The 17784-nt window shown below is 67.5% G+C and carries 19 protein-coding genes; 7 read left to right on the forward strand and 12 right to left on the reverse strand.

The window, feature by feature from the left end; translation table 11 throughout:
- The 9 genes from ACK5F2_RS07705 to gspG form a co-directional block, all read right to left on the reverse strand.
- Nucleotides 1–1244: secretin N-terminal domain-containing protein (locus ACK5F2_RS07705; protein WP_409863900.1), on the reverse strand; the 1244-nt coding region annotated here is incomplete at its 3' end.
- 4 nt (nucleotides 1245–1248) lie between these two features.
- Entirely contained in the window at nucleotides 1249–2040 is a 792-nt protein-coding gene (gspN, locus tag ACK5F2_RS07710; RefSeq protein WP_409863901.1) for a type II secretion system protein N, read from the reverse strand.
- Nucleotides 2037–2555 (reverse strand): type II secretion system protein GspM, encoded by a 519-nt coding sequence (gene gspM / locus ACK5F2_RS07715; RefSeq protein ID WP_409863902.1) that lies wholly within the window; start codon nucleotides 2553–2555, stop codon nucleotides 2037–2039. Before gspM ends, gspN begins: the two co-directional genes overlap by 4 nt.
- A complete protein-coding gene (gene gspL, locus ACK5F2_RS07720; RefSeq protein ID WP_409863903.1) occupies nucleotides 2552–3775 on the reverse strand; it encodes a type II secretion system protein GspL in 1224 nt (407 codons plus the stop codon). The genes gspM and gspL overlap by 4 nt, the downstream gene beginning before the upstream one ends.
- Before the next feature lie 55 nt (nucleotides 3776–3830).
- Entirely contained in the window at nucleotides 3831–4802 is a 972-nt protein-coding gene (gene gspK, locus ACK5F2_RS07725; RefSeq protein ID WP_409863904.1) for a type II secretion system minor pseudopilin GspK, read from the reverse strand.
- Entirely contained in the window at nucleotides 4799–5452 is a 654-nt protein-coding gene (locus tag ACK5F2_RS07730; RefSeq protein ID WP_409863905.1) for a type II secretion system protein GspJ, read from the reverse strand. Before ACK5F2_RS07730 ends, gspK begins: the two co-directional genes overlap by 4 nt.
- Nucleotides 5452–5823 (reverse strand): type II secretion system minor pseudopilin GspI, encoded by a 372-nt coding sequence (gspI, locus tag ACK5F2_RS07735; RefSeq protein ID WP_409863906.1) that lies wholly within the window; start codon nucleotides 5821–5823, stop codon nucleotides 5452–5454. Before gspI ends, ACK5F2_RS07730 begins: the two co-directional genes overlap by 1 nt.
- Complete coding sequence (locus tag ACK5F2_RS07740; protein ID WP_409863908.1) at nucleotides 5820–6299, reverse strand: prepilin-type N-terminal cleavage/methylation domain-containing protein; 480 nt, start codon at nucleotides 6297–6299, stop codon at nucleotides 5820–5822. Before ACK5F2_RS07740 ends, gspI begins: the two co-directional genes overlap by 4 nt.
- Nucleotides 6300–6322: 23 nt before the next feature.
- Entirely contained in the window at nucleotides 6323–6760 is a 438-nt protein-coding gene (gene gspG, locus ACK5F2_RS07745; RefSeq protein ID WP_409863909.1) for a type II secretion system major pseudopilin GspG, read from the reverse strand.
- 45 nt (nucleotides 6761–6805) lie between these two features.
- Here gspG and ACK5F2_RS07750 point away from each other — a divergent pair, with 45 nt between their 5' ends.
- Nucleotides 6806–7420: a hypothetical protein gene (locus ACK5F2_RS07750; protein ID WP_409863910.1), complete on the forward strand. Its 615-nt coding sequence runs from the start codon at nucleotides 6806–6808 to the stop codon at nucleotides 7418–7420.
- Nucleotides 7421–7452: 32 nt separating this feature from the next.
- Here ACK5F2_RS07750 and ACK5F2_RS07755 read toward each other — a convergent pair whose 3' ends face one another.
- Together ACK5F2_RS07755 and ilvA are read right to left on the reverse strand one after the other, a co-directional pair.
- On the reverse strand, nucleotides 7453–8556 hold the full coding sequence (locus tag ACK5F2_RS07755) for a nicotinate-nucleotide--dimethylbenzimidazole phosphoribosyltransferase (RefSeq protein ID WP_409863911.1): 1104 nt from the start codon (nucleotides 8554–8556) through the stop codon (nucleotides 7453–7455).
- Between the two features lie 70 nt (nucleotides 8557–8626).
- The gene (gene ilvA, locus ACK5F2_RS07760; protein WP_409863912.1) at nucleotides 8627–10210 is read right to left on the reverse strand and encodes a threonine ammonia-lyase, biosynthetic; all 1584 of its coding nucleotides are present in this window, start codon (nucleotides 10208–10210) and stop codon (nucleotides 8627–8629) included.
- 409 nt (nucleotides 10211–10619) lie between these two features.
- Here ilvA and ACK5F2_RS07765 point away from each other — a divergent pair, with 409 nt between their 5' ends.
- The gene (locus ACK5F2_RS07765; protein ID WP_133603930.1) at nucleotides 10620–11042 is read left to right on the forward strand and encodes an OsmC family protein; all 423 of its coding nucleotides are present in this window, start codon (nucleotides 10620–10622) and stop codon (nucleotides 11040–11042) included.
- Nucleotides 11043–11067: 25 nt separating this feature from the next.
- On the opposite strand, the gene coq7 is transcribed toward ACK5F2_RS07765, so the two are convergent.
- On the reverse strand, nucleotides 11068–11715 hold the full coding sequence (coq7, locus tag ACK5F2_RS07770; protein WP_409863913.1) for a 2-polyprenyl-3-methyl-6-methoxy-1,4-benzoquinone monooxygenase: 648 nt from the start codon (nucleotides 11713–11715) through the stop codon (nucleotides 11068–11070).
- Between the two features lie 269 nt (nucleotides 11716–11984).
- On the opposite strand from coq7, the gene ACK5F2_RS07775 reads away from it, so the two are divergent.
- The 5 genes from ACK5F2_RS07775 to ACK5F2_RS07795 all read left to right on the forward strand — a co-directional run.
- Nucleotides 11985–12989 (forward strand): porin, encoded by a 1005-nt coding sequence (locus tag ACK5F2_RS07775; RefSeq protein ID WP_409863914.1) that lies wholly within the window; start codon nucleotides 11985–11987, stop codon nucleotides 12987–12989.
- A gap of 225 nt (nucleotides 12990–13214) precedes the next feature.
- The gene (locus ACK5F2_RS07780) at nucleotides 13215–14606 is read left to right on the forward strand and encodes a porin (RefSeq protein WP_409863915.1); all 1392 of its coding nucleotides are present in this window, start codon (nucleotides 13215–13217) and stop codon (nucleotides 14604–14606) included.
- A gap of 157 nt (nucleotides 14607–14763) precedes the next feature.
- The gene (locus ACK5F2_RS07785; protein WP_409863916.1) at nucleotides 14764–15534 is read left to right on the forward strand and encodes a DUF3047 domain-containing protein; all 771 of its coding nucleotides are present in this window, start codon (nucleotides 14764–14766) and stop codon (nucleotides 15532–15534) included.
- A gap of 246 nt (nucleotides 15535–15780) precedes the next feature.
- The gene (locus ACK5F2_RS07790; protein ID WP_409863917.1) at nucleotides 15781–16764 is read left to right on the forward strand and encodes an ABC transporter permease; all 984 of its coding nucleotides are present in this window, start codon (nucleotides 15781–15783) and stop codon (nucleotides 16762–16764) included.
- 1 nt (nucleotide 16765) lies between these two features.
- Nucleotides 16766–17784, forward strand: a 1019-nt coding sequence (locus ACK5F2_RS07795; protein WP_409863918.1) for an amidohydrolase, incomplete at its 3' end; no start/stop codon positions are given.

The following is a 17784-nucleotide window of genomic DNA, read 5'->3' on the forward strand; positions in this document are numbered from 1 at the left end:
ACATAGATCTGGGCGCGGCGGCCGTCGAGCTGGTCGATGGCGGCGCGGATCTGACGGTACAGCGGTTCCGGCGCGGTGATGATCAGGGAGTTGGTGGCCGGGTCGGCCTGGATGAAGCCGCCGGTGGAGGGGCTGGCCGACGCTGCCACGGGGGTGGTGGCCGCCGCCGAGCCCTGGTTGCCGCTGCTGTTGGCGCTGCTCATGCCGCTGGCGCCGCCCAGGCCCGTGCTGCCGGCATTGCCGGCCATGCCGCTCAGGCCACTCCCACCCAGGCCGGAGCCACCGAGGCCGCCCGAACTGCTGCCGGCGCCTGCGCCACCGCCCGCGCTGCCAAAGGCGGCGCGCAGCACCGTGGCCAGCTTCACCGCGTCCGCGTTTTTGAGATAGACCACGCGGATATTGCCGGCGGCGTTGTTGTCCGTGCCGGGCTGGTCCAGCTTGGCAATCATGGCGCGCAGGGCAGCCAGGCGGGCCGGGTTGGGCGCGCGCAGGATCAGGGCATTGCTGCGCGGATCGGCCAGCACGCTGACGCCACCGCCGGCCACAACGCCCGGCGCGGCCGTGCCGCCGCCGCCGTCCGCCAGCTTCTGCACCAGGGCCGCCAGGTCCGAGGCCACCGCATGCTTGAGCGGCACCACCTCCAGGTCGGTGCTGGCCGGCGTGTCCATGGCGGCGATGATGCGTGAGAGCCGCTGCAGGTTCTCGGCGTAGTCGGTGATCACCAGGCTGTTGTTGCCCGGGTTGGCATTGATGGTGTTGTTGGGGCTGATCAGGGGGCGCAGCACCGCCACCAGATTGTTGGCGTTCTCGTGATTGAGCTTGTAGACCTGGGTGAGGATCTGGTCGCCCCGCTGCTTGCTGCCCTCGTTGCCCACGACCACGCCGCCGGTCTGCAGCTTGGCATCGGCCTCGGGCACCACCTTGTACAGGCCGCCGGCCTCCACCACCGTGAAGCCCAGGCCGCGCAGGCCGGCCAGGTAGCTCAGATAGGCCTCGCGCACGCTCATGGGCTGCTCGCTGTAAAGCGTGATCTGACCCTTGACGCGTGGGTCCACGAGGAACTGGCGGTCCATCATGGCGCCCATGGCGCGGGTCACGGCCTCGATATCGGCATTGACGAAGTTCAGGGTCACCGGGGTCTGGGCCTTGAGGGCCGGGCCGCGGCTGGCCTGGGCCTGGGCCGATGGCGACACGGGAGCCAGGGCCGAGAGGGTCAGCAGCAGGGGCAGGATCTTGGCGTTCATGCGCTTATCCGATCGAGATGAGGGAGCGCGCGCCATCGCGGCGTCCGATGATGTTCAGGAGATTGTTCAAGGCGATCTCGCGCTCGGGCGCCGCACGCGCCTCGCCCTGGAAGCGCAGTCGCGTGGGGCCCAGGCTGCCCTGGCCGCTGAGCAGCAGGGCGCCCTCCAGCGTGCTGAGTTGCAGCGAAGCCGGGCCGGCTTGGCCCAGGGGGGCGATGAGGCTGAAACGGTAGCTGCCCAGCGGCGCGAGGGTGGTCACGCGAGAACTGAGGTTGATGAAGTCCAGATCCAGCTGACCGCGGGGCTGCCAGCGGCCCTGGATCCAGTCCAGGCTGAAGTCGCGGGCCGACAGGCGCAGGCCTCCGCCCAGCTGCAAGGTGTTCCAGGGCGTGCCCAGTCCGCCCAGCCAGGCGGCCGGGAAACGGGCCAACCAGTCCCCCGCGGCGGCTTGATGGGGCAGGCTCAGGCTCAGGCGTCCGGACTCGGGCTTGAGCAGCAGTCTGAGTTCGCCCTTGATACAGCAGGCCTGGCGCAGCTTCAGCGCCACGCCCAGGCCTTGCAGGCCCAGACGCCACTCCAGCCGATCCGGCAGCACGCTGGCATCGCGGCTGCCGGCACCGCCGCCGAGCACCAGCAGGCCGGAGCCGTCCCAGACGGTGCCGCGGGTCTCGGCCAGCTGCAGATGCCCCTGGCTGGCACGGTGCAGACCCTGGGCCAGCCAATGGGCGGGGGCCTGGGTCAGCAGGGCCAGCAGGGCGCCCACGGTGCTTCCGGCGATCACCCAGCGGCGGATCATGGCGCTCCCGTTCCCAGGGCCAGCACGATGGTGCCGCTGTAGCCCTTGGGGCCGCGCTGAAGACTGGCCTCCACCGGGCGGGCACGGGCCGCGCTGCGCACTTCACCCAGCCAGGTCTGCAGCGACGCGGCGTCGAGTTCCTTGAGTGTGAGCACCGCACGGTCGCCGGTGATGCTCAACCGCGCGGCTTCGCCCAGATGGGCACTGGCGGACTCCAGGGCCTGGCGAGCCTGAGCGGGTGCGACCGGGGCTTGCTGCCGCAGCTCCTGGGCTTCCAGCGCCTGGGCCTGCATCTGCTGCAGCTGGGCGTCGAGCTGGGCCAGTTGCTGGGGGGCCTCGCGCAGCACGCGCAGGGCGGGCGCCAGCAGCACGGTCCACAGCAGCAGCAGGCCCAGGGCCAATGCGGCCAGTTGCAGGGCCTGACGCTCTCGTGCCCCCAGGCTCTGCCAGTGGGCGCGCAGCGGCGCCAGCGCCTGGGCCAGGGAGCTTTGTGCGGCGTTTCGGGGCTTGTTCATAGGGTGCGGGCCCGGCTCAGGCTCAGGCGGCCGTCGCTGACCGCGAGTTGCCAGCCCTCGCTCTCCAGCTGACGGCGGAATTGCTCGATCTGGGCCTCGGACCAGCCCTGCGCCGAGAGCTGCAGCCGGCCGGTCTCGAAGCTCAGGGCCTCAACCGGGCCGCGCTCGGGCGGCCAGGCGGTGGCGGCTGCGGCCAGCAGGGTTTCCAGATCCTGTTCACCGGGCCGGCCGGCACTGGCGCGCAGCAGCTCGGTCTCGCGCCTCATCTGCACCGGTGCGTCGAGTATGGCGCGAACCTGCGGGTGGGCGCTGCGCAGAATCTGTTCCAGCGCCGCGCGGCGTTCCTCCACCTGTCGGCCCTGCTGCCAGGCCCAGAGATTCAGGCCCAGCAGCTGCACGGCAGCCAGGCCGGCCAGCCCCCAGCGCACCGGGCGCCAGCGCGGTGTCATGAACTCGCGCCAGAGCTCGCGCAGAGCGCGGGTGCCGCGGGTGCGCGGGCTGAGCTCGAACTGGCGCAGATTCCAGGGGCTTTGCAGCACGCGCAGGGCGCGCTCGGCATCGGTTTGTGCCGCCACCGCGCTGCCCAGCCAGCGCTCGGCGGCCGCGACGCAGCCCGGGGCCGCCGTCCAGCGCATGGCCTGCGTGGTTTCGGGGGTGAAGAGGTCGCGGGCCAGACTGCCACTCAGGTTCAGGGTGCCGGCGCCCTGTGCATGGCTCCAGCGCAGCAGCAGGCCTTGGGGGCTGTCCACGAAATGGGCCTGCGCCGGCTCGCCCGGCCAGGACAGAGGCACGAGCCTGTCCACGAAGACCTGGGCTTGTTCCAGCTCGGTCAACAGCTCCTTGAGCCAGGCGCCATGGCAGACGGCCACCCAGCAGGTTTGCTGAGGCTGCGCCTCGGCCGGCAGGGCGAAGTGCAGCTGCTCGGTATCCTCGAGCACCTGCTCCTCGAGCAGGCCGCATAGCGCGGCACGCAGCTTGCCGCGCGGCACGCGCGGCAGGGTCAGGGCTTGCCAGGAGATGTCGGCCTCGGCCGGCACCGCCAGCACCATGTCGGCACGCGGCAGCTGGGCCGCGGGCGCACGGCCCTGGGCCTGCACCTGGCGGCCGTCGGCGCTGAGCACAAAGCTGAATTCCCGGCCCGTGTCGGCGCGTGGTTCGCCGCTGTGACCCTGGGCTCGCAGGCGGCTGCGCTGGGGCAGGAGGAGGATGAGGGTGCTCATGTTCGGTGACGCATTCTAGGAGTAGGGCGTGACGCTTGCGGGATGGCGCCCGGCCTCAGTACCCGGCCTTGAGCTGCAGCTGGCTGCGTTCGCGGCTGAGGACCTGCATTTCCAGATCCCGGCGCCGTATCAAGGAGCGCTCCTCGAGCACCCGTTCTTCCAGTCGCAGGCGTCCGCTGACGATGAAATGGCTGCTGGCCACGGAGGCTCGCTCGGCACTCAGCACGATGCGGCTGGGCAACTGGGTTCTGGCTTCATCCAGGCTGCGCAGCGGACTGCTCTGGCGCTGCTGCACCATGCGCTGGGCCGTGGCCAGATCCATGCCGTCGAAGAGGGCGGCGATCACCTCACGCGGCGCGGTATTGAGGTTGACCGGCGTCGGGGTGGGCAGCAGGGTCAGCAGGGGGCGCAGGCGTTCCACGCTTTCGGCGGGCAAGCCCAGCCATTGCAGCTGCTCCAGGCTCTGCGGGCGCAGGGGGGCGTCGACGGTCTGGTTCTCGCCGCCCTCGGCAAAGGCCTGCCGCAGGGCGGTGCTGATGCGTGCTGCCGTGTCGGCAGGCAGGCCGGCGCTCTCGCACAGGCGTTCCAGCGTCCGCAGCTCCAGTGCCGGATCCGCGGCGCGTAAGAGGTTGCGCAGGTTGTACTGGGCCTGGGCGTCTGCGAGGCTGCCCGAGAGAAAGGCCTCCGGCCCCTCGTCCGCCGCGCTGTTGTTGTTGCGATCCGCCGCCAGAAAGGTGGACAGCCGGGCTTCCGCCAGGGGCACGGCCCAGATCTCGCCCAGGTGATCGACGGGCTCGCTGCGGTTGGCGCGGGCATCTTCGCGCAGGATCAGGCGCGCCCAGTCGAGGGCGCCTTGCAGGATCCAGGCGGACTGGGCACGGGCGCGTTCGGCGGCCTCGATCTGCACCGCCCGGTACTGGCGCCACACCATGGCACCGGCCAGACTGGCCACCAGGCTGACGATGAGCATGGCGGTGAGCAGGGCTGCGCCCCGCTGTCTCCGGTGCCCTGTGCCGAGGCGGCTCATGGCTGCCCTCCCAGCAAGACCTGGCGCGTCAGTTCTCCGGACTCGGTGAACTGCAGCAGCATGCGCACGCCTGCCGGCAGCACACGCACGCTGGTGCCTGCGCCGGGACCGGAGGCCGCCTGGCCGGGGGCGGGGGCCAGGTCATCGCTGGACTGGGCATTGCTCCAGGCATTGCCGCGGAAGAAGAACATCTGCCAGGCACTCAGGCCCTCCAGCATGCGGATCTCGCGGCCAGGACTCTCCAGGCCTTGCTGGCTGCGGCTGAAGGCTTCGATCAAGGCCTGCTGACCTTGCAGAGGCCGGCTTTCCCAGCGGTACAAAGCACCCTCGCGCAGTCGCCAGACCACCAGTTGCAGGCCCTGCGCCTGGCGGCGCGTCAGGCGCAGGGCATTGCCGTCAAAGGACAGCGCCGGGGCCCGAGTCAGCTCGCTGTCCTGCAGCAGGCGCAGGTCCAGTTCCCATTGCACCAGCACCGCCTGCAGCCGCTCGCTGCGCAGCAGGCTGGTCTGGCTGATCTCGCGAGCGCGCAGCATGCCGTCAATGCCGCGCCAGCCCAGCACGGCGATCACGGCCATGATCAGGAGGGCGACCAGCACCTCCACCAGCGTGAAGCCGCCATGGCGCCGGAATGTGGCCGGAGCGTGCCGCATCAGAAGCGTCCCAGGATGGTCGAGATGCCGAGCAGGGGCTGGCCTTCGGCAGTTGCGATACGCGCATCCACCCGCCGGAAATTGGGGTTGGGTGTCGGGCTGACCAGCAGGCGGCCCTGGTAATCGCGGCCGAGCTGCCGGCAAGCGAAGTCCTGTTCGCCCACGCCAGGAAACTGCCGGCTCAGGCGTAGCTCCACCAGCTGGTTTTCAGCGCACCATTGCGCGGCGCTCACCAGGGCCAGGCGTTCCGCGTTGTCGGTCAATGCGCTGGCCGCCTTCAGACCTGCAGCCAGGGTGATGCCCACGATGGCCAGGGCCACCAGCACCTCGATCAGGGTGAAGCCACACGCGGGATGTCGGCGGCGACTCATCGGGCGCCGTCCTCGTACTGGGGTGAGAACGGCCCCAGGCCGTCGGTCGCCAGGGTCAGGCTTTGCGCACCCAAGCTCAGGCGCAGGCGCTGCGCGCCGATCACCGGCTCCGGCCCCAGCACCACGGCGCCGGCCCCGCCCAGGATTTCCACCGCGACCGGCTCGCCCAGCCAGCGGCTGGGCAGGGCCATGCGGGCGGGCAGGCCCTCGAAGCGGAACTGGGCGCCGCTGCCGGCGTCGGCCACCGGCCGCCAGCGAACCGGCAGGCCCGAGGCTCGCGCCTCGGCCCTTGCGCTTTCGAACAGGGCGGCCAGACGCTCGCCCTCGCGTTCCAGCTGTGCGGCGGCCGGGTCGCGCAGGCCCAGGCTGATCGTGGCCGCGGCAATCGCGATCAGGGCCACGACCACCAGGAGTTCGATCAGGGTGAAACCATGCTCAGCGCCCGAGCCGGCCCGGCTGCTCCGCGCGCATGCCACAGCAAGCGGCAGGGGAGATGCCACTATTGCCAGGACCCGATATCGGCGTCCTTGCCCTCGCCGCCCGGGCGGCCGTCGGCGCCCAGGCTGTAGACATCGATCTCGCCCTTCACGCCAGGATTGGCGTACTGGTAGGGGCGGCCCCAGGGGTCGTTGGGCAGCTTCTCCACATAGGGCTTCCAGTTGGCCGGGATGGGGCCGCTGCCGGGCTTGCGCACCAGGGCCTCCAGGCCCTGCTCGGCGCTGGGGAAGCGCTGGTTGTCCAGCTTGTAGAGCTTGAGCGCCTGCATCAGGTTGTTGACGTCGGTGCGAGCGGCGGTCACTCGGGCGTCATCGGCGCGGTCCAGCACATTGGGCACGACCAGGGCGGCCAGCACGCCGATGATGACCAGTACCACCAGCAGCTCGATCAGGGTGAAGCCGCGCGCGCCGCGGCGGCGCTGAATATGGTTTGCGTGCATTGCTGCGGGTCGGGAAGAGTAATTTCGCTGAATCATAATCGCCGCATGCTTGCGCGAATATTGGCTTTTCTGGTCTGGGCTCTGCTGGCGGGGCTGGCCGTCTTCTGGGGGCTGAGGCTGCTGTCCCACCCCTTGCCCGTGCCGGCTCAGGCGGTGTCGGCCCAGGGGGCGCCCGCGCTGCGGGCGGACCTGGGGCGACTGCTGGGCAGCGCCGCAGCCACGGCAGAGATGCCACAGGCCCAAGCGCCTGCCGATGCACGCTTTCGCCTGCTGGGCCTGGTGGCGCCGCGTCATGCCGAACGCCATGACACCGAGGGTGTCGCCGTGATCTCGGTGGATGGTGCGCCGCCTCGGCCGGTGCGGGTCGGCGGCGTGGTCGAGGGCGATTTGCGCCTGCTGGCACTGGATCGCCAATCTGCTTCGCTGGGCAGCCAGGGGCTTGTGCGGGTGCGTCTGACCCTCAGTCCCCCGGTACCGGCGGCCACGGGCACGCTGCCCCCGGCGCTGCCCGTCGCGGGCTGGCAGCCGGCTCCAGGTGGTGCCCCGCCCGCGGCCACGCCGGGTCTGGTGGACGGGCAGCCGGTGGCTCCGGCGCAGCCGCCGGGCACCGAAGTGCTGCCCGCGCCGGGTCAGTCTGTTCGTGAGGCCGCGACGCGCTGAGCCTTGGGCGCTGGCGCCGGATCGCCCCGGATTCAGAACATGGGTCGGGGCGGACTGACGGCCTCGGTCAGCAGGGGCAGGGGGTTGGAGTCGCTATGGCCCGGACCGCTGTGCGGCGGGTGTTCGGCGAGGTCGTGAAGATCGCTGAGCAGGGAGGCGGCGCAACGGATCAGGGGCCAGGCCAGCGCGGCGCCCGTGCCATCCTGGCCTTCCATGCCCAGCTCCAGCAGGGCCGAGGCATGGAACTGGGCCAGGGCCTCATCCAGCCCGCGATGGCTGTGGCTGCGGCAGAAGACCGCGTAGTCCGTGACAGGGGCGGCGATCAGTGCCGCCACGCGCAGGGCAGCGCAGGCGGCCATGCCGTCGACGATGATGAGGTGGCGCTTGCTGGCGGCCACCAGCATGGCGCCGACCATCACGGCGATCTCGTAGCCGCCCACCGCCGCCAGAACGTCCAGTGGCTCTTGAAGGTCGCGGTGGCGGGCCTTGGCCACCCCGAGAATCTGCAGCAGATGCGCCTGCTGCTCGGCCGGCATATCGGGCCCGGACGTGATGAAGTCCCGCAAGGGCTGGCCGCTGAGCATGGACAGCAGCAAGGCGGCACTTTCCTGAGAGCCCTGACCCAGACCGGCACAGGCGAGCACATTGCCGGCCAGATTGTCGGCAATCTCCATGCCGACGCGCAGGGCGGCATGGGCCTGCTCCATGCTCATGGCCGCGCTGCTGCGGGCGTTGCGGGTGCCATGAGCGATCTTGCGCGCCAAGAGGCGGGGATGGGGTAGCAGAGCGTCGGCCAAGCCGCAGTCCACCACATGCATGCCCAGGCCCTGCTGCTTGGCAAACACGGCCAGGGGCAGACGCTGCCGCAGGGCCAGCAAGGCCTGATCACGGCTGCTGCGACCATGCAGCAGACCGATGCCATCCACGGCCATGCCATGGTCGGCCGCAAACAAGGCCAGTGCCGGGTTGCTGAAGCGCGGGGTCAGGCTGCCCTGAACCAGACCCAGCCGCACGGCCAGTGGTTCCAGCTCACCCAGGCCACCGGCCAGGGCTGCGCGGCGGTCTATGCGATCACGCAGGGCCCTCTCCAGCTCGGGATTGGCGGTGGGCGAGATCAGCGATTGGTGGATGGGCATGGCAGTCGGGATTTTGCGGTCTGCCGCGTGCTGGCGGCATCGGCATGCCCCCCAAGGCCTTGGGGGAGGCTTAGCGCAGGAAGAGTTTGTAGACCGGGTTCTGGCTCTCGTCCTGATAGGGGTACTGCAGGGAGTCGAGAAAGCTGCGCAGGGCCGCGCTGTCGCCCCGTGGGACTTCAATGCCCACCAGGATGCGGCCATAGTCCGCGCCCTGGTTGCGGTAGTGGAAGAGGCTGATGTTCCAGTCCGGATGCATGCTCGACAGAAAGCGCATCAAGGCGCCGGGGCGCTCGGGGAAGGTGAAGCTGTACAGGCGCTCGTGTCTGGCCAGTTCGCCCCGTCCACCCACCATATGGCGCAAATGCTGTTTGGCCAGCTCGTTGTCGGTCAGGTCCAGGGTGGGGAAGCCGTTCTTGACGAAGAGTTTGGCCAGCTTGGCAGCTTCCTCACGCTTCTGGATGGATACGCCCACGAAAATGTGGGCGGACTCGGCATCGGCAATGCGGTAGTTGAACTCGGTCACGCTGCGCGGGCCGAGCAATTCGCAAAAGCGCAGAAAGCTGCCGCGTTCCTCGGGGATGGTGACGGCGAAGAGGGCCTCTCGCTGCTCGCCCACCTCGGCCCGCTCGGCGACGAAGCGCAGGCGGTCGAAGTTCATGTTCGCACCGCAGGTGATGGCCACAAAGGTCTGACCCTTGGCGCCGGTCTGGGCCGTGTACTGCTTGATGGCGGCCACGCCCAGGCCACCGGCGGGCTCCAGGATGCTGCGCGTGTCCTCGAACACGTCCTTGATGGCGGCGCAGACGGCGTCGGTGTCCACGATCACGAAGTCGTCCACCAGGGCCTTGGTGATGCGGAAGGTTTCCTCGCCCACCAGCTTGACCGCCGTGCCATCGGAGAACAGGCCCACATCGGCCAGCTGCACCCGCTTGCCGGCCTTGACCGAGCGGGCCATGGCGTCGGAGTCCTTGGTCTGCACGCCGATGATCTTGATCTCAGGACGTACGGCCTTGATATAGGCCGCCACGCCCGAAATCAGGCCGCCGCCGCCGATGGCCACGAAGATGGCATCGATGGGGCCGGGGTGTTGGCGCAGGATCTCCAGCGCGATGGTGCCCTGGCCGGCGATCACATCCGGGTCGTCAAAGGGATGGACGAAGGTCAGGCCCTGCTCACGTTCCAGCTCCAGCGCGCGGCCATAGGCATCGGTGAAGCTGTCACCGTGCAGCACCACCTCGCCGCCCAGGGCCTGGACGGCGTCGATCTTGACCTTGGGCGTGGTGATGGGCATCACGATCACGGCGCGGCAGCCCAGCTTGCGGGCCGAGAGCGCCACACCCTGGGCATGGTTGCCGGCCGAGGCGCAGATCACGCCCTGGGCGCGCGCCTCGGGCGAGAGGTGGGCCATCTTGTTGTAAGCGCCGCGCAGCTTGAAGCTGAAGACGGGCTGCTGGTCCTCGCGCTTGAGGAAGACCTTGCTGCCCAGGCGCTTGGACAGATTGCGGGCCGGGTCCAGCGGGGTTTCAATCGCCACCTCGTACACCTTGGCATTGAGGATCCTCTGCAGATAGCTGTTGTCGCTGTGAATCAGCGCGGGCTGCTGGCTGCTGGGGCTCTTGCGAGGGGTGCGGCGCGAGGGGGCGGGGCCGGCCATGAATGCTCTCCGTAGGGTCTATTGCGGCGCAGCATGATAGCCCGTGGGTGATCGTGGGTATTTCTGTGCCGTGCGGAGCCGACGCGAAAAAAAGCCCGAGTTCTTGCGAACTCGGGCTGAATCCACCATGGAGGCGGTGGAGGAGACAATCTGTGCAAAGCTCAGCGCCGTGGTGACTGCACGCGAATGGTTCTTGGAGTTCTCAATTGGTGCAGTGCGGAAAATACTGCATCATTTTGGTAACTACCTTGTTCTGCGTGCATCCACCTTTGAACAAGGGCTGATTTCTCTGCCTGCGTAGAATTCTAATGGCAAGGCATGCTGCGCTGCAAAAAATGTTTTGCAGACGAGGTATCAATTCACGCCAGTCCCCGGCCCGGGGTTTGGCCCTGATCGCAAAGGACGAGGGATGGAGTGCACGATCAACTGGATGGGGGCCGATGGCATGGCCTTTGTGGCCGAAACCGGCAGTGGCCATCTGCTCAATATGGACGGCGCTCCGGATGGTGGCGGACGCAATCTGGCGCCGCGACCCATGGAAACGGTGCTGGCCGGAACCGGGGGCTGCACGGCTTATGACGTGGTGCTGATTCTCAAGCGCGGTCGTCATGATGTGCGTGGCTGCCAGGTCAAGCTCAGGGCGGAACGCGCGCAGACCGAGCCCAAGGTGTTCACCGCGATCCACATGCACTTTGTGGTCAGTGGCCGGGGCTTGAATGCGGCGGCGGTGGAGCGCGCCGTGGCGCTTTCGCACGAAAAGTACTGTTCGGCCAGCATCATGCTGGCCAAGACCGCCGAGATCACGACCTCGGTCGAGATCGTCGAGGTCTGAGGCGGTGATATGCCGCGCGCCGGGCTCAGATGCGGTGGGCGGTCACTGTCATGACCTTGGCCGCCAGGCGCATCAGGCCTTTGATGGGCGCGGGTAGTTCCTGGGCACCGGCTGCCAGGGCCTCGTCGGCATGTCGGGCCTCGTCCTGCTTCATCTGGGCCACGATGGCGCGGGAGACGGTGTCCTTGGTCGGCAGCTTTTCCAGGTGCCCGGCCAGATGGGCTTCCACCTGACGCTCGGTCTCAACTACAAAGCCCAGGCTGCGCCGGTCGCCGGCCAGTCCCGCCAAGCTGCCGAAGGCGAAGGCACCGGCCCACCAAAGCGGGCCCAGATAGCTCGGGCGGCTGCCAAGTTGTTCGAGGCGTTCTCGGGTCCAAGCGAGATGGTCGGTCTCTTCCTGGGCGGCTTGACGCAACTGTTCTTGCAGGGCCGGGGTGCGACTGAAGAGGGCCTGCGATTGGTAAAGTGCCTGGGCACAGACCTCGCCTACATGATTGACTCGCATCAGTGATGCGGCGTAGCGGCGCTCCGCTGCATCCAGGGGAGCCTCTGCCTCCTGTTCGGGTTTCGGCGCGGGTCGGGCGGCCGTTTGGCGGGCAAACACGGTGCGCAGACCCTGATCCAGGCTGGCCAGGAGCCGATCGGGCCCGCTTAGGCGAGATTGATCATTCATGCCGCCAGTGTAGGGCTTGGTGATAAGCCTCATGGGGGTGTGTGGCAGCCCATTCAGCCCCTGAATTTCCTCGCAATTCATGAAGAATTGATGAGAATCTGTTGCGTTGCGCGAGGACAACGAAGTCACTGCTTTTTCCTGGCCCGACTCTATTCAGGTGTGGTCCGCTCTGGTGCAATACGGCAACTTCCGCTCAGGAGGTTGGCCCGATCAGCCCCCACCACAGGGCTTCCTGGATCGGGGCCTCTTACTCAACCAAGGAGAATCGAATGAAGAAATCCATGATTGTGCTGGCCGTGCTCAGCTCCATGGCGGGCGTTGCGGCGGCTCAGTCCTCGGTGACGCTGTTCGGCGGCGTGGACCTGAATGCCCGCTACAACAAGGGCGGCGGCAAGACCACCAAGACCATGGGCACGGACGGCATCTACAGCAGCCGTTGGGGCATCCGTGGCGTGGAAGATCTGGGCGGCGGCCTGAAGGCCGGTTTCTGGCTGGAGTCGGCCATCAACCCCGATGATGGCACCACCAACTCTTCGCGCTTCTGGCATCGTCGCGCTTCGGTCAGCCTGATGGGTGACTTCGGTGAAGTGCGTCTGGGTCGCTACCTGACCAACCAGTTCACTGGCTACGCTGACTTCGATCCCTTCGGCACCAACGGTGTCGGCGATGTGGGCAAGATGGTGGACACCCTGGGCAGCGGCATTACCTCTAGCACTCGCGCCGACAACATCGTGGGCTACTTCCTGCCTTCGAACCTGGGTGGTTTCTACGGCTCGGCCGAAATCGCCGCAGGTGAAGGTCAGACCTCGCCCCAAGCTAACAACAAGTACATGGGCTTCCGCCTGGGTTACGCCCAAGGTCCTGTGAACGTGAGCTTCGCCTTCGCCAACAGCGACCCCGACACCTCCAACACCGACTACAAGCGCACCACTTTCGGCGCTTCGTACGACCTGAAGGTTGTCAAGCTGATGGGCTTCTACCAGACCAACAAGTTCGGCGCTCGCAAGCAGAACATCGGCCTGGTTGGCGCCACCGCCCCCCTGGGCAACGGCACCGTCCGTGCTTCGTACACCCAATCTAGCCTGGCGACCCAGCTGGCTGTGGGTTATGTGTACGACCTCTCCAAGCGCACCGCCCTGTACGGCTCGGTGGCTCGCGTGACCAACGACAACGGCACTGCCTCGGCTGTCAAGGTTGCCGGTCCCGCTGCTTGGGTGATTCGTGCCGGCCAAGACAACGGCGGCGTGGAAGTGGGCGTTCGTCACACCTTCTGATGTTCAACCCGCGCAAGCGGGTTGCTCATCAGCGAAAGCCGCCTCCGGGCGGCTTTTTTCATGTTTGCTCCTTTGTCTGTCGCGGCAGCGACAGGGTTTGTGCTTGTAGGTGTCGAGCAACATTGCCAAGGCAGGACGTCGACCTTGACGAGACAATTCAGCCTAGCTGATACGTCATGAAAATGTCTTGGGTACGCCCGGACAACAAGCCAAGGAGACAAACCCGTGAAGAAGACTGCATTGATTCTGGCGCTGGCCGCCGCAAGTACCGCGAGCTGGGCCCAGTCCTCGGTAAGCGTTTACGGCATCCTGGATGGCGGTGTGAGCTACACCACCGGCATCGCGGGCGGCGCGCGCAAGCAGGTGGTCAGCGGCATCATGGATGGCTCGCGCTTCGGCCTGCGCGGCAATGAGGATTTGGGTGGCGGCTACCGCGCCCTGTTCCTGCTGGAAAACCGCACCGAGTTGGACACCGGCACAAACAGCAATGCGCCGGTCTCGGGCAACACCTTCCTGCCGGATCGCTGGGGCAAGGCCTCGGGCATCTTCACGCCGACCAACTTCGTCCTGCCGGGCACGGTGCCCGCTCCCGTAGCGGCCCAGCTGATCGGTGCGGCACGCGCTGGTCTGGCCTCGGCGCTTCAGACCACCACCAACACCCTGGGTGCTCGCTTGTCGGCGGCCTCCTTCGGTGTGAACATCGGCAACGCCCGCTTCTGGGACCGTCAGGCCTATGTGGGTCTGGTTACGCCGGTGGGGGGCATTCTGGCTGGTCGTCAATACACCCCGGCCTATGAGCTCAATGCGACCTTCGACACCATGGGTACACAGTCCAGCCTGGCGGCGGGCCAGGTGGCTGCCGTCCCGGCGGTGATCGACATCCGTCAGAACAACGCCCTTCAATATCGCATCCAGCAGGGCGGCTTGAGCGCCAGCCTGATGGTGGCCGCCGGTGAGGGTGAGGCCAGCCAGGGGCGCTTTGTGGGTGCCATGGCCATGTACAAGACCGATGCCTATGGTGTGGGTCTGGGCGTCAACACCAAGAAGAACGAGCTGGGTCAGCGCTCGCTGCGCACCATCACCTTCGGCGCCTCGGCCAAGGTTGGACCGGGCACGGTGAGCTTCCTGTACAACGATGTGTCCGATCCGAATCCGTCCGGCCTGTCGGCACTGCTGGATGGTCTGAGCGGTGCCCTGAGCACCCAGATCGTGCCGGGCCTGGCGGCACAGATCAACGCTGCTGCGCCTGGCCTGGGCACTGTGCTGGCGGGGCAGATCAATGTGGCCAGCCTGGTCAACGACTACAAGCAGGCCTTTGTGCAGGATGCGACGCTGTTCAGCATTGGCTACAAGATGACGTTCGGTCCGCACACCATCTACACGGCCTACAACAGCTTCAATGACAAGGGTCGCTTCAACGGCGACACCGACTCTTACGGGGCGGTGTACACCTACGCCCTGTCCAAGCGCACCGACCTGAACTTTGTGTTCACCCACTTCGACAACAAGGCCGGTGGTCAGGCCGCGCCCGGTCAGGCGGGCTTCCTGGGCGGCTTCACCCGTGCGCCTGGCGTAGACTCCAACAATGTGGCCATGGGTGTGCGTCACCGCTTCTGATTGAAGGCGCACTCCCGACGCGGCGGCAGGTCCGCTGTGTGGGAGGCGCTCAGCAAGCCTGCTCAAGGGCCGCCGTGTGCGGCCCTTGCTGCTTTTGGAGGACTTGGTTTTGCGATCGTCTGAGGGAATTGGGCTGCGGCCGGCGCGCCTGCTGCTGATGCTGGGCCTGAGCGTGGCGGCGGCGGGCTGTGCCCACAAAGAGGCCTCGCTGGAGGTTGCGGCCCAGGCGCTTGCGACCGAGCTGCCCGATTGGTCGGCGCGCGCGCTGCCGGGCAAGCGCAGCACGGCTTACGGCTTGGCCAGCCGAGGAGGGCGCAGCTGTGTGCTGGCGCAGGCGGAGCAGTCGGCCAGCCTGTGGCGTCGCCGCCTGTCCATTGCGCCGGAGGCGCTGGCGGGCCTGGAGTTCTCCTGGTGGTTGCTGAGTGCACAAGCGCAGGCCACGGTGACTCAGGCCGAGCGCGACGATGCGCCCGCGCGATTGGTGTTGGCCTTTGATGGCGATGTGCGGCGCCTGTCGCTGCGCAATCGCAGTCTTTTTGAGCTGATGGAAACCATCAGTGGCGAGGCGCCGCCCTATGCCACCTTGATGTACGCCTGGGACAGTCATGGCGCCACGGCCGAAACCGTGGTGACCAGCAGTCATAGCGACCGGGTGCGCAAGATTGTGGTGGGTTCCGGGCCGGCGCCAGGGCGCTGGCTGGACTTTCAGCGCGATGTGCGCGCCGATTTCGAGCGCGCCTACGGAGAGCCGCCCGGGACCTTGATCGGCGCGGCCTTGATGACCGATGCGGACAATACGCGCTCCCGCAAGAGCGCCTGTTACGGCGATGTGGTGTTCCGTTCGGCGCAGGGTGAGGTGCTGCCCGGCAGTCTGCGGCTGCGCCGTCCGGCAGCTGGCGAGACGGTGCGTTTGACGCCAGGCTCTTAGGGCTTTCCCGTTTGCCGCTGTCGCCGGACTTCTCCATGATGGCGCCCAGCCGATTCATGCACTGCCTTGGTGCTTGGATCGATCTGCATGCGCCCCGGGGCTGCCTTGCTGTAATGACCAGCCGCCGAGCTGTGCGCCTGTTATGCGCTGCCAGAGCGCGGCGTGGCTTGTGGCGGCTGGCCCGAATCGTGCATTTAAGGAACGTGGTGATGGCCCACATTCCCCCCAATCGCTGACCGACAAGACATGCTAGTTTTTATTCTCAGACGCCTTGCCCAGGCCATCGTCGTGATGCTCACGGTGGCTTTCATCGCCTTCATGCTGTTCCAGTATGTGGGCGACCCCGTCACCAATCTGCTGGGTCAGGACGCCACGCCCGAGCAGCGCGAGCAGCTGCGCAAGGATCTGGGTCTGGACGACCCCTTCCCGGTTCAGTTTGCCAAGTTCATCGGCAATGCGGTCCAGGGCGAGTTCGGCCTGAGCCTGCGCCAGGGGCGCAAGGTGTCCACCCTGATTGCCGAGCGCTTTCCGGCCACGCTGGAGCTGGCCATGGCGGCTGGCGTGATTGCGCTGGGGGTGGGCATACCACTGGGGGTCTATGCGGCGCTCAGGCGAGGGCGCTTCTCTTCGCAGCTCTTGATGACCCTATCCCTGTTGGGCGTGTCCTTGCCCACCTTCCTGATCGGCATCTTGCTGATCCTGATCTTCGCCGTGACGCTCAAGTGGATGCCCAGCTTCGGCCGCGGTGACGTGGTCACCCTGGGCAGCTGGACCACGGGCCTGCTGACGCTTGACGGGCTCAAGCACCTGATCCTGCCGGCCATCACGCTCTCGGTCTTCCAGCTGACCCTGATCATGCGTCTGGTACGCGCCGAGATGCTGGAGGTGCTGCGCACCGACTACATCAAGTTCGCCCGGGCCCGCGGCCTGAGCAATCGCGCGGTGTACTTCGGCCATGCGCTCAAGAACACCCTGGTGCCGGTGATCACCATCACCGGCCTGCAGCTGGGCTCGCTGATCGCATTTGCCATCATTACCGAGACCGTGTTCCAGTGGCCGGGCATGGGCCTGCTCTTCATCCAGGCCGTGCAGTTCGCTGACATCCCTGTGATGGCAGCCTACCTCTGCCTGATCTCCTTCATCTTCGTCACCATCAATCTGCTGGTCGACATGCTGTATTTCGCGGTCGATCCGCGCCTGCGCATCGAGGGCAAGGCCGGAGGCCATTGAGATGCAGGCGCTGAGCGAGAACGGTGCCTACCGGCGCCTGTTCGCCCTGCGCGGTGAGCTGACCGCGCTGCGGCGCGAATTACATGCCATGCCCGAGCTGGGCTTTCAGGAGACCCGCACCGCGGCGCGCGTCGTGGAGGCCCTGCGCCTGTGCGGGGTGGACGAGATCCACGCCGGCATCGGCCGTACCGGCGTGGTGGCGGTGATCCACGGTCGCGGTGGGGCTGGCGGTCGCCAGATCGGCTTGCGTGCCGATATGGACGCATTGCCGCTCCAGGAAGACAACGAAGTGCCCTGGCGCTCCGCCACGCCCGGCCTCATGCACGCCTGCGGCCACGACGGCCACACCACCATGCTGCTGGCTGCGGCCCGCTATCTGGCCGAGACGCGCCGCTTCGAGGGCAGCGCCGTGCTGATCTTCCAGCCCGGTGAGGAGGGCTATGCCGGCGCCCGCGAGATGATCCAGGACGGGCTCTTCGAGCGCTTTCCGGTCGAGTCGGTCTACGCCATGCACAACTGGCCGCTGATGCCGGCAGGGCGCATCGGCCTGAATGCCGGGGCCATGATGGCGGCGGCGGATCAGGTCGAGATCGTGCTGCAGGGGTGCGGCGGCCACGGCGCCCATCCGCATCTGGCGGTGGATCCGGTGCTGATGGCCGGTCATGTGATCACCGCGGTGCAGAGCCTGGTCTCGCGCAATGTGGCGCCACTGGATCAGGCCGTGGTGAGCCTGTGCGCCATGCAGGCGGGGGACCCCGGCGCTTTCAGCGTGATCCCGCGCGAGGCCCGACTCACCGGCACGGTGCGCACCTTCCGCCCCGAGGTGCAGCAGCTGGTGGAGGAGCGGCTCAATGCCCTGGTCGAGTCCCTGGCCCTGGGCTTTGGGGGCCATGCCACCGTGAACTACAAGCGCCTCTACCCCGCCACCATCAACAGCGCGCCCGAGGCAGCCTTTGCGGCCCGGGTGGCAGCCTCCCTGGTCGGGGAAGCCCAGGTGCAGACCGATCTGCCGCCCAGCAT

This window comes from Roseateles sp. (assembly GCF_046300915.1).
Classification (GTDB): Bacteria; Pseudomonadota; Gammaproteobacteria; order Burkholderiales; family Burkholderiaceae_C; genus Kinneretia.

What these genes read in the sequence shown, in the direction of transcription:
- gspM (WP_409863902.1), bottom strand. Translation starts at nt 2,555, where the DNA reads ATGAACAAGCCCCGAAACGCCGCACAAAGCTCCCTGGCCCAGGCGCTG.
- ACK5F2_RS07730 (WP_409863905.1), bottom strand. Translation starts at nt 5,452, where the DNA reads ATGCGGCACGCTCCGGCCACATTCCGGCGCCATGGCGGCTTCACGCTG.
- gspK (WP_409863904.1), bottom strand. Translation starts at nt 4,802, where the DNA reads ATGAGCCGCCTCGGCACAGGGCACCGGAGACAGCGGGGCGCAGCCCTG.
- gspN (WP_409863901.1), bottom strand. Translation starts at nt 2,040, where the DNA reads ATGATCCGCCGCTGGGTGATCGCCGGAAGCACCGTGGGCGCCCTGCTG.
- ACK5F2_RS07785 (WP_409863916.1), top strand. Translation starts at nt 14,764, where the DNA reads ATGCTGGGCCTGAGCGTGGCGGCGGCGGGCTGTGCCCACAAAGAGGCC.
- ACK5F2_RS07790 (WP_409863917.1), top strand. Translation starts at nt 15,781, where the DNA reads ATGCTAGTTTTTATTCTCAGACGCCTTGCCCAGGCCATCGTCGTGATG.
- ACK5F2_RS07755 (WP_409863911.1), bottom strand. Translation starts at nt 8,556, where the DNA reads ATGCCCATCCACCAATCGCTGATCTCGCCCACCGCCAATCCCGAGCTG.
- ACK5F2_RS07750 (WP_409863910.1), top strand. Translation starts at nt 6,806, where the DNA reads ATGCTTGCGCGAATATTGGCTTTTCTGGTCTGGGCTCTGCTGGCGGGG.
- coq7 (WP_409863913.1), bottom strand. Translation starts at nt 11,715, where the DNA reads ATGAATGATCAATCTCGCCTAAGCGGGCCCGATCGGCTCCTGGCCAGC.
- ilvA (WP_409863912.1), bottom strand. Translation starts at nt 10,210, where the DNA reads ATGGCCGGCCCCGCCCCCTCGCGCCGCACCCCTCGCAAGAGCCCCAGC.
- ACK5F2_RS07765 (WP_133603930.1), top strand. Translation starts at nt 10,620, where the DNA reads ATGGAGTGCACGATCAACTGGATGGGGGCCGATGGCATGGCCTTTGTG.
- gspL (WP_409863903.1), bottom strand. Translation starts at nt 3,775, where the DNA reads ATGAGCACCCTCATCCTCCTCCTGCCCCAGCGCAGCCGCCTGCGAGCC.
- gspI (WP_409863906.1), bottom strand. Translation starts at nt 5,823, where the DNA reads ATGAGTCGCCGCCGACATCCCGCGTGTGGCTTCACCCTGATCGAGGTG.
- gspG (WP_409863909.1), bottom strand. Translation starts at nt 6,760, where the DNA reads ATGCACGCAAACCATATTCAGCGCCGCCGCGGCGCGCGCGGCTTCACC.
- ACK5F2_RS07775 (WP_409863914.1), top strand. Translation starts at nt 11,985, where the DNA reads ATGAAGAAATCCATGATTGTGCTGGCCGTGCTCAGCTCCATGGCGGGC.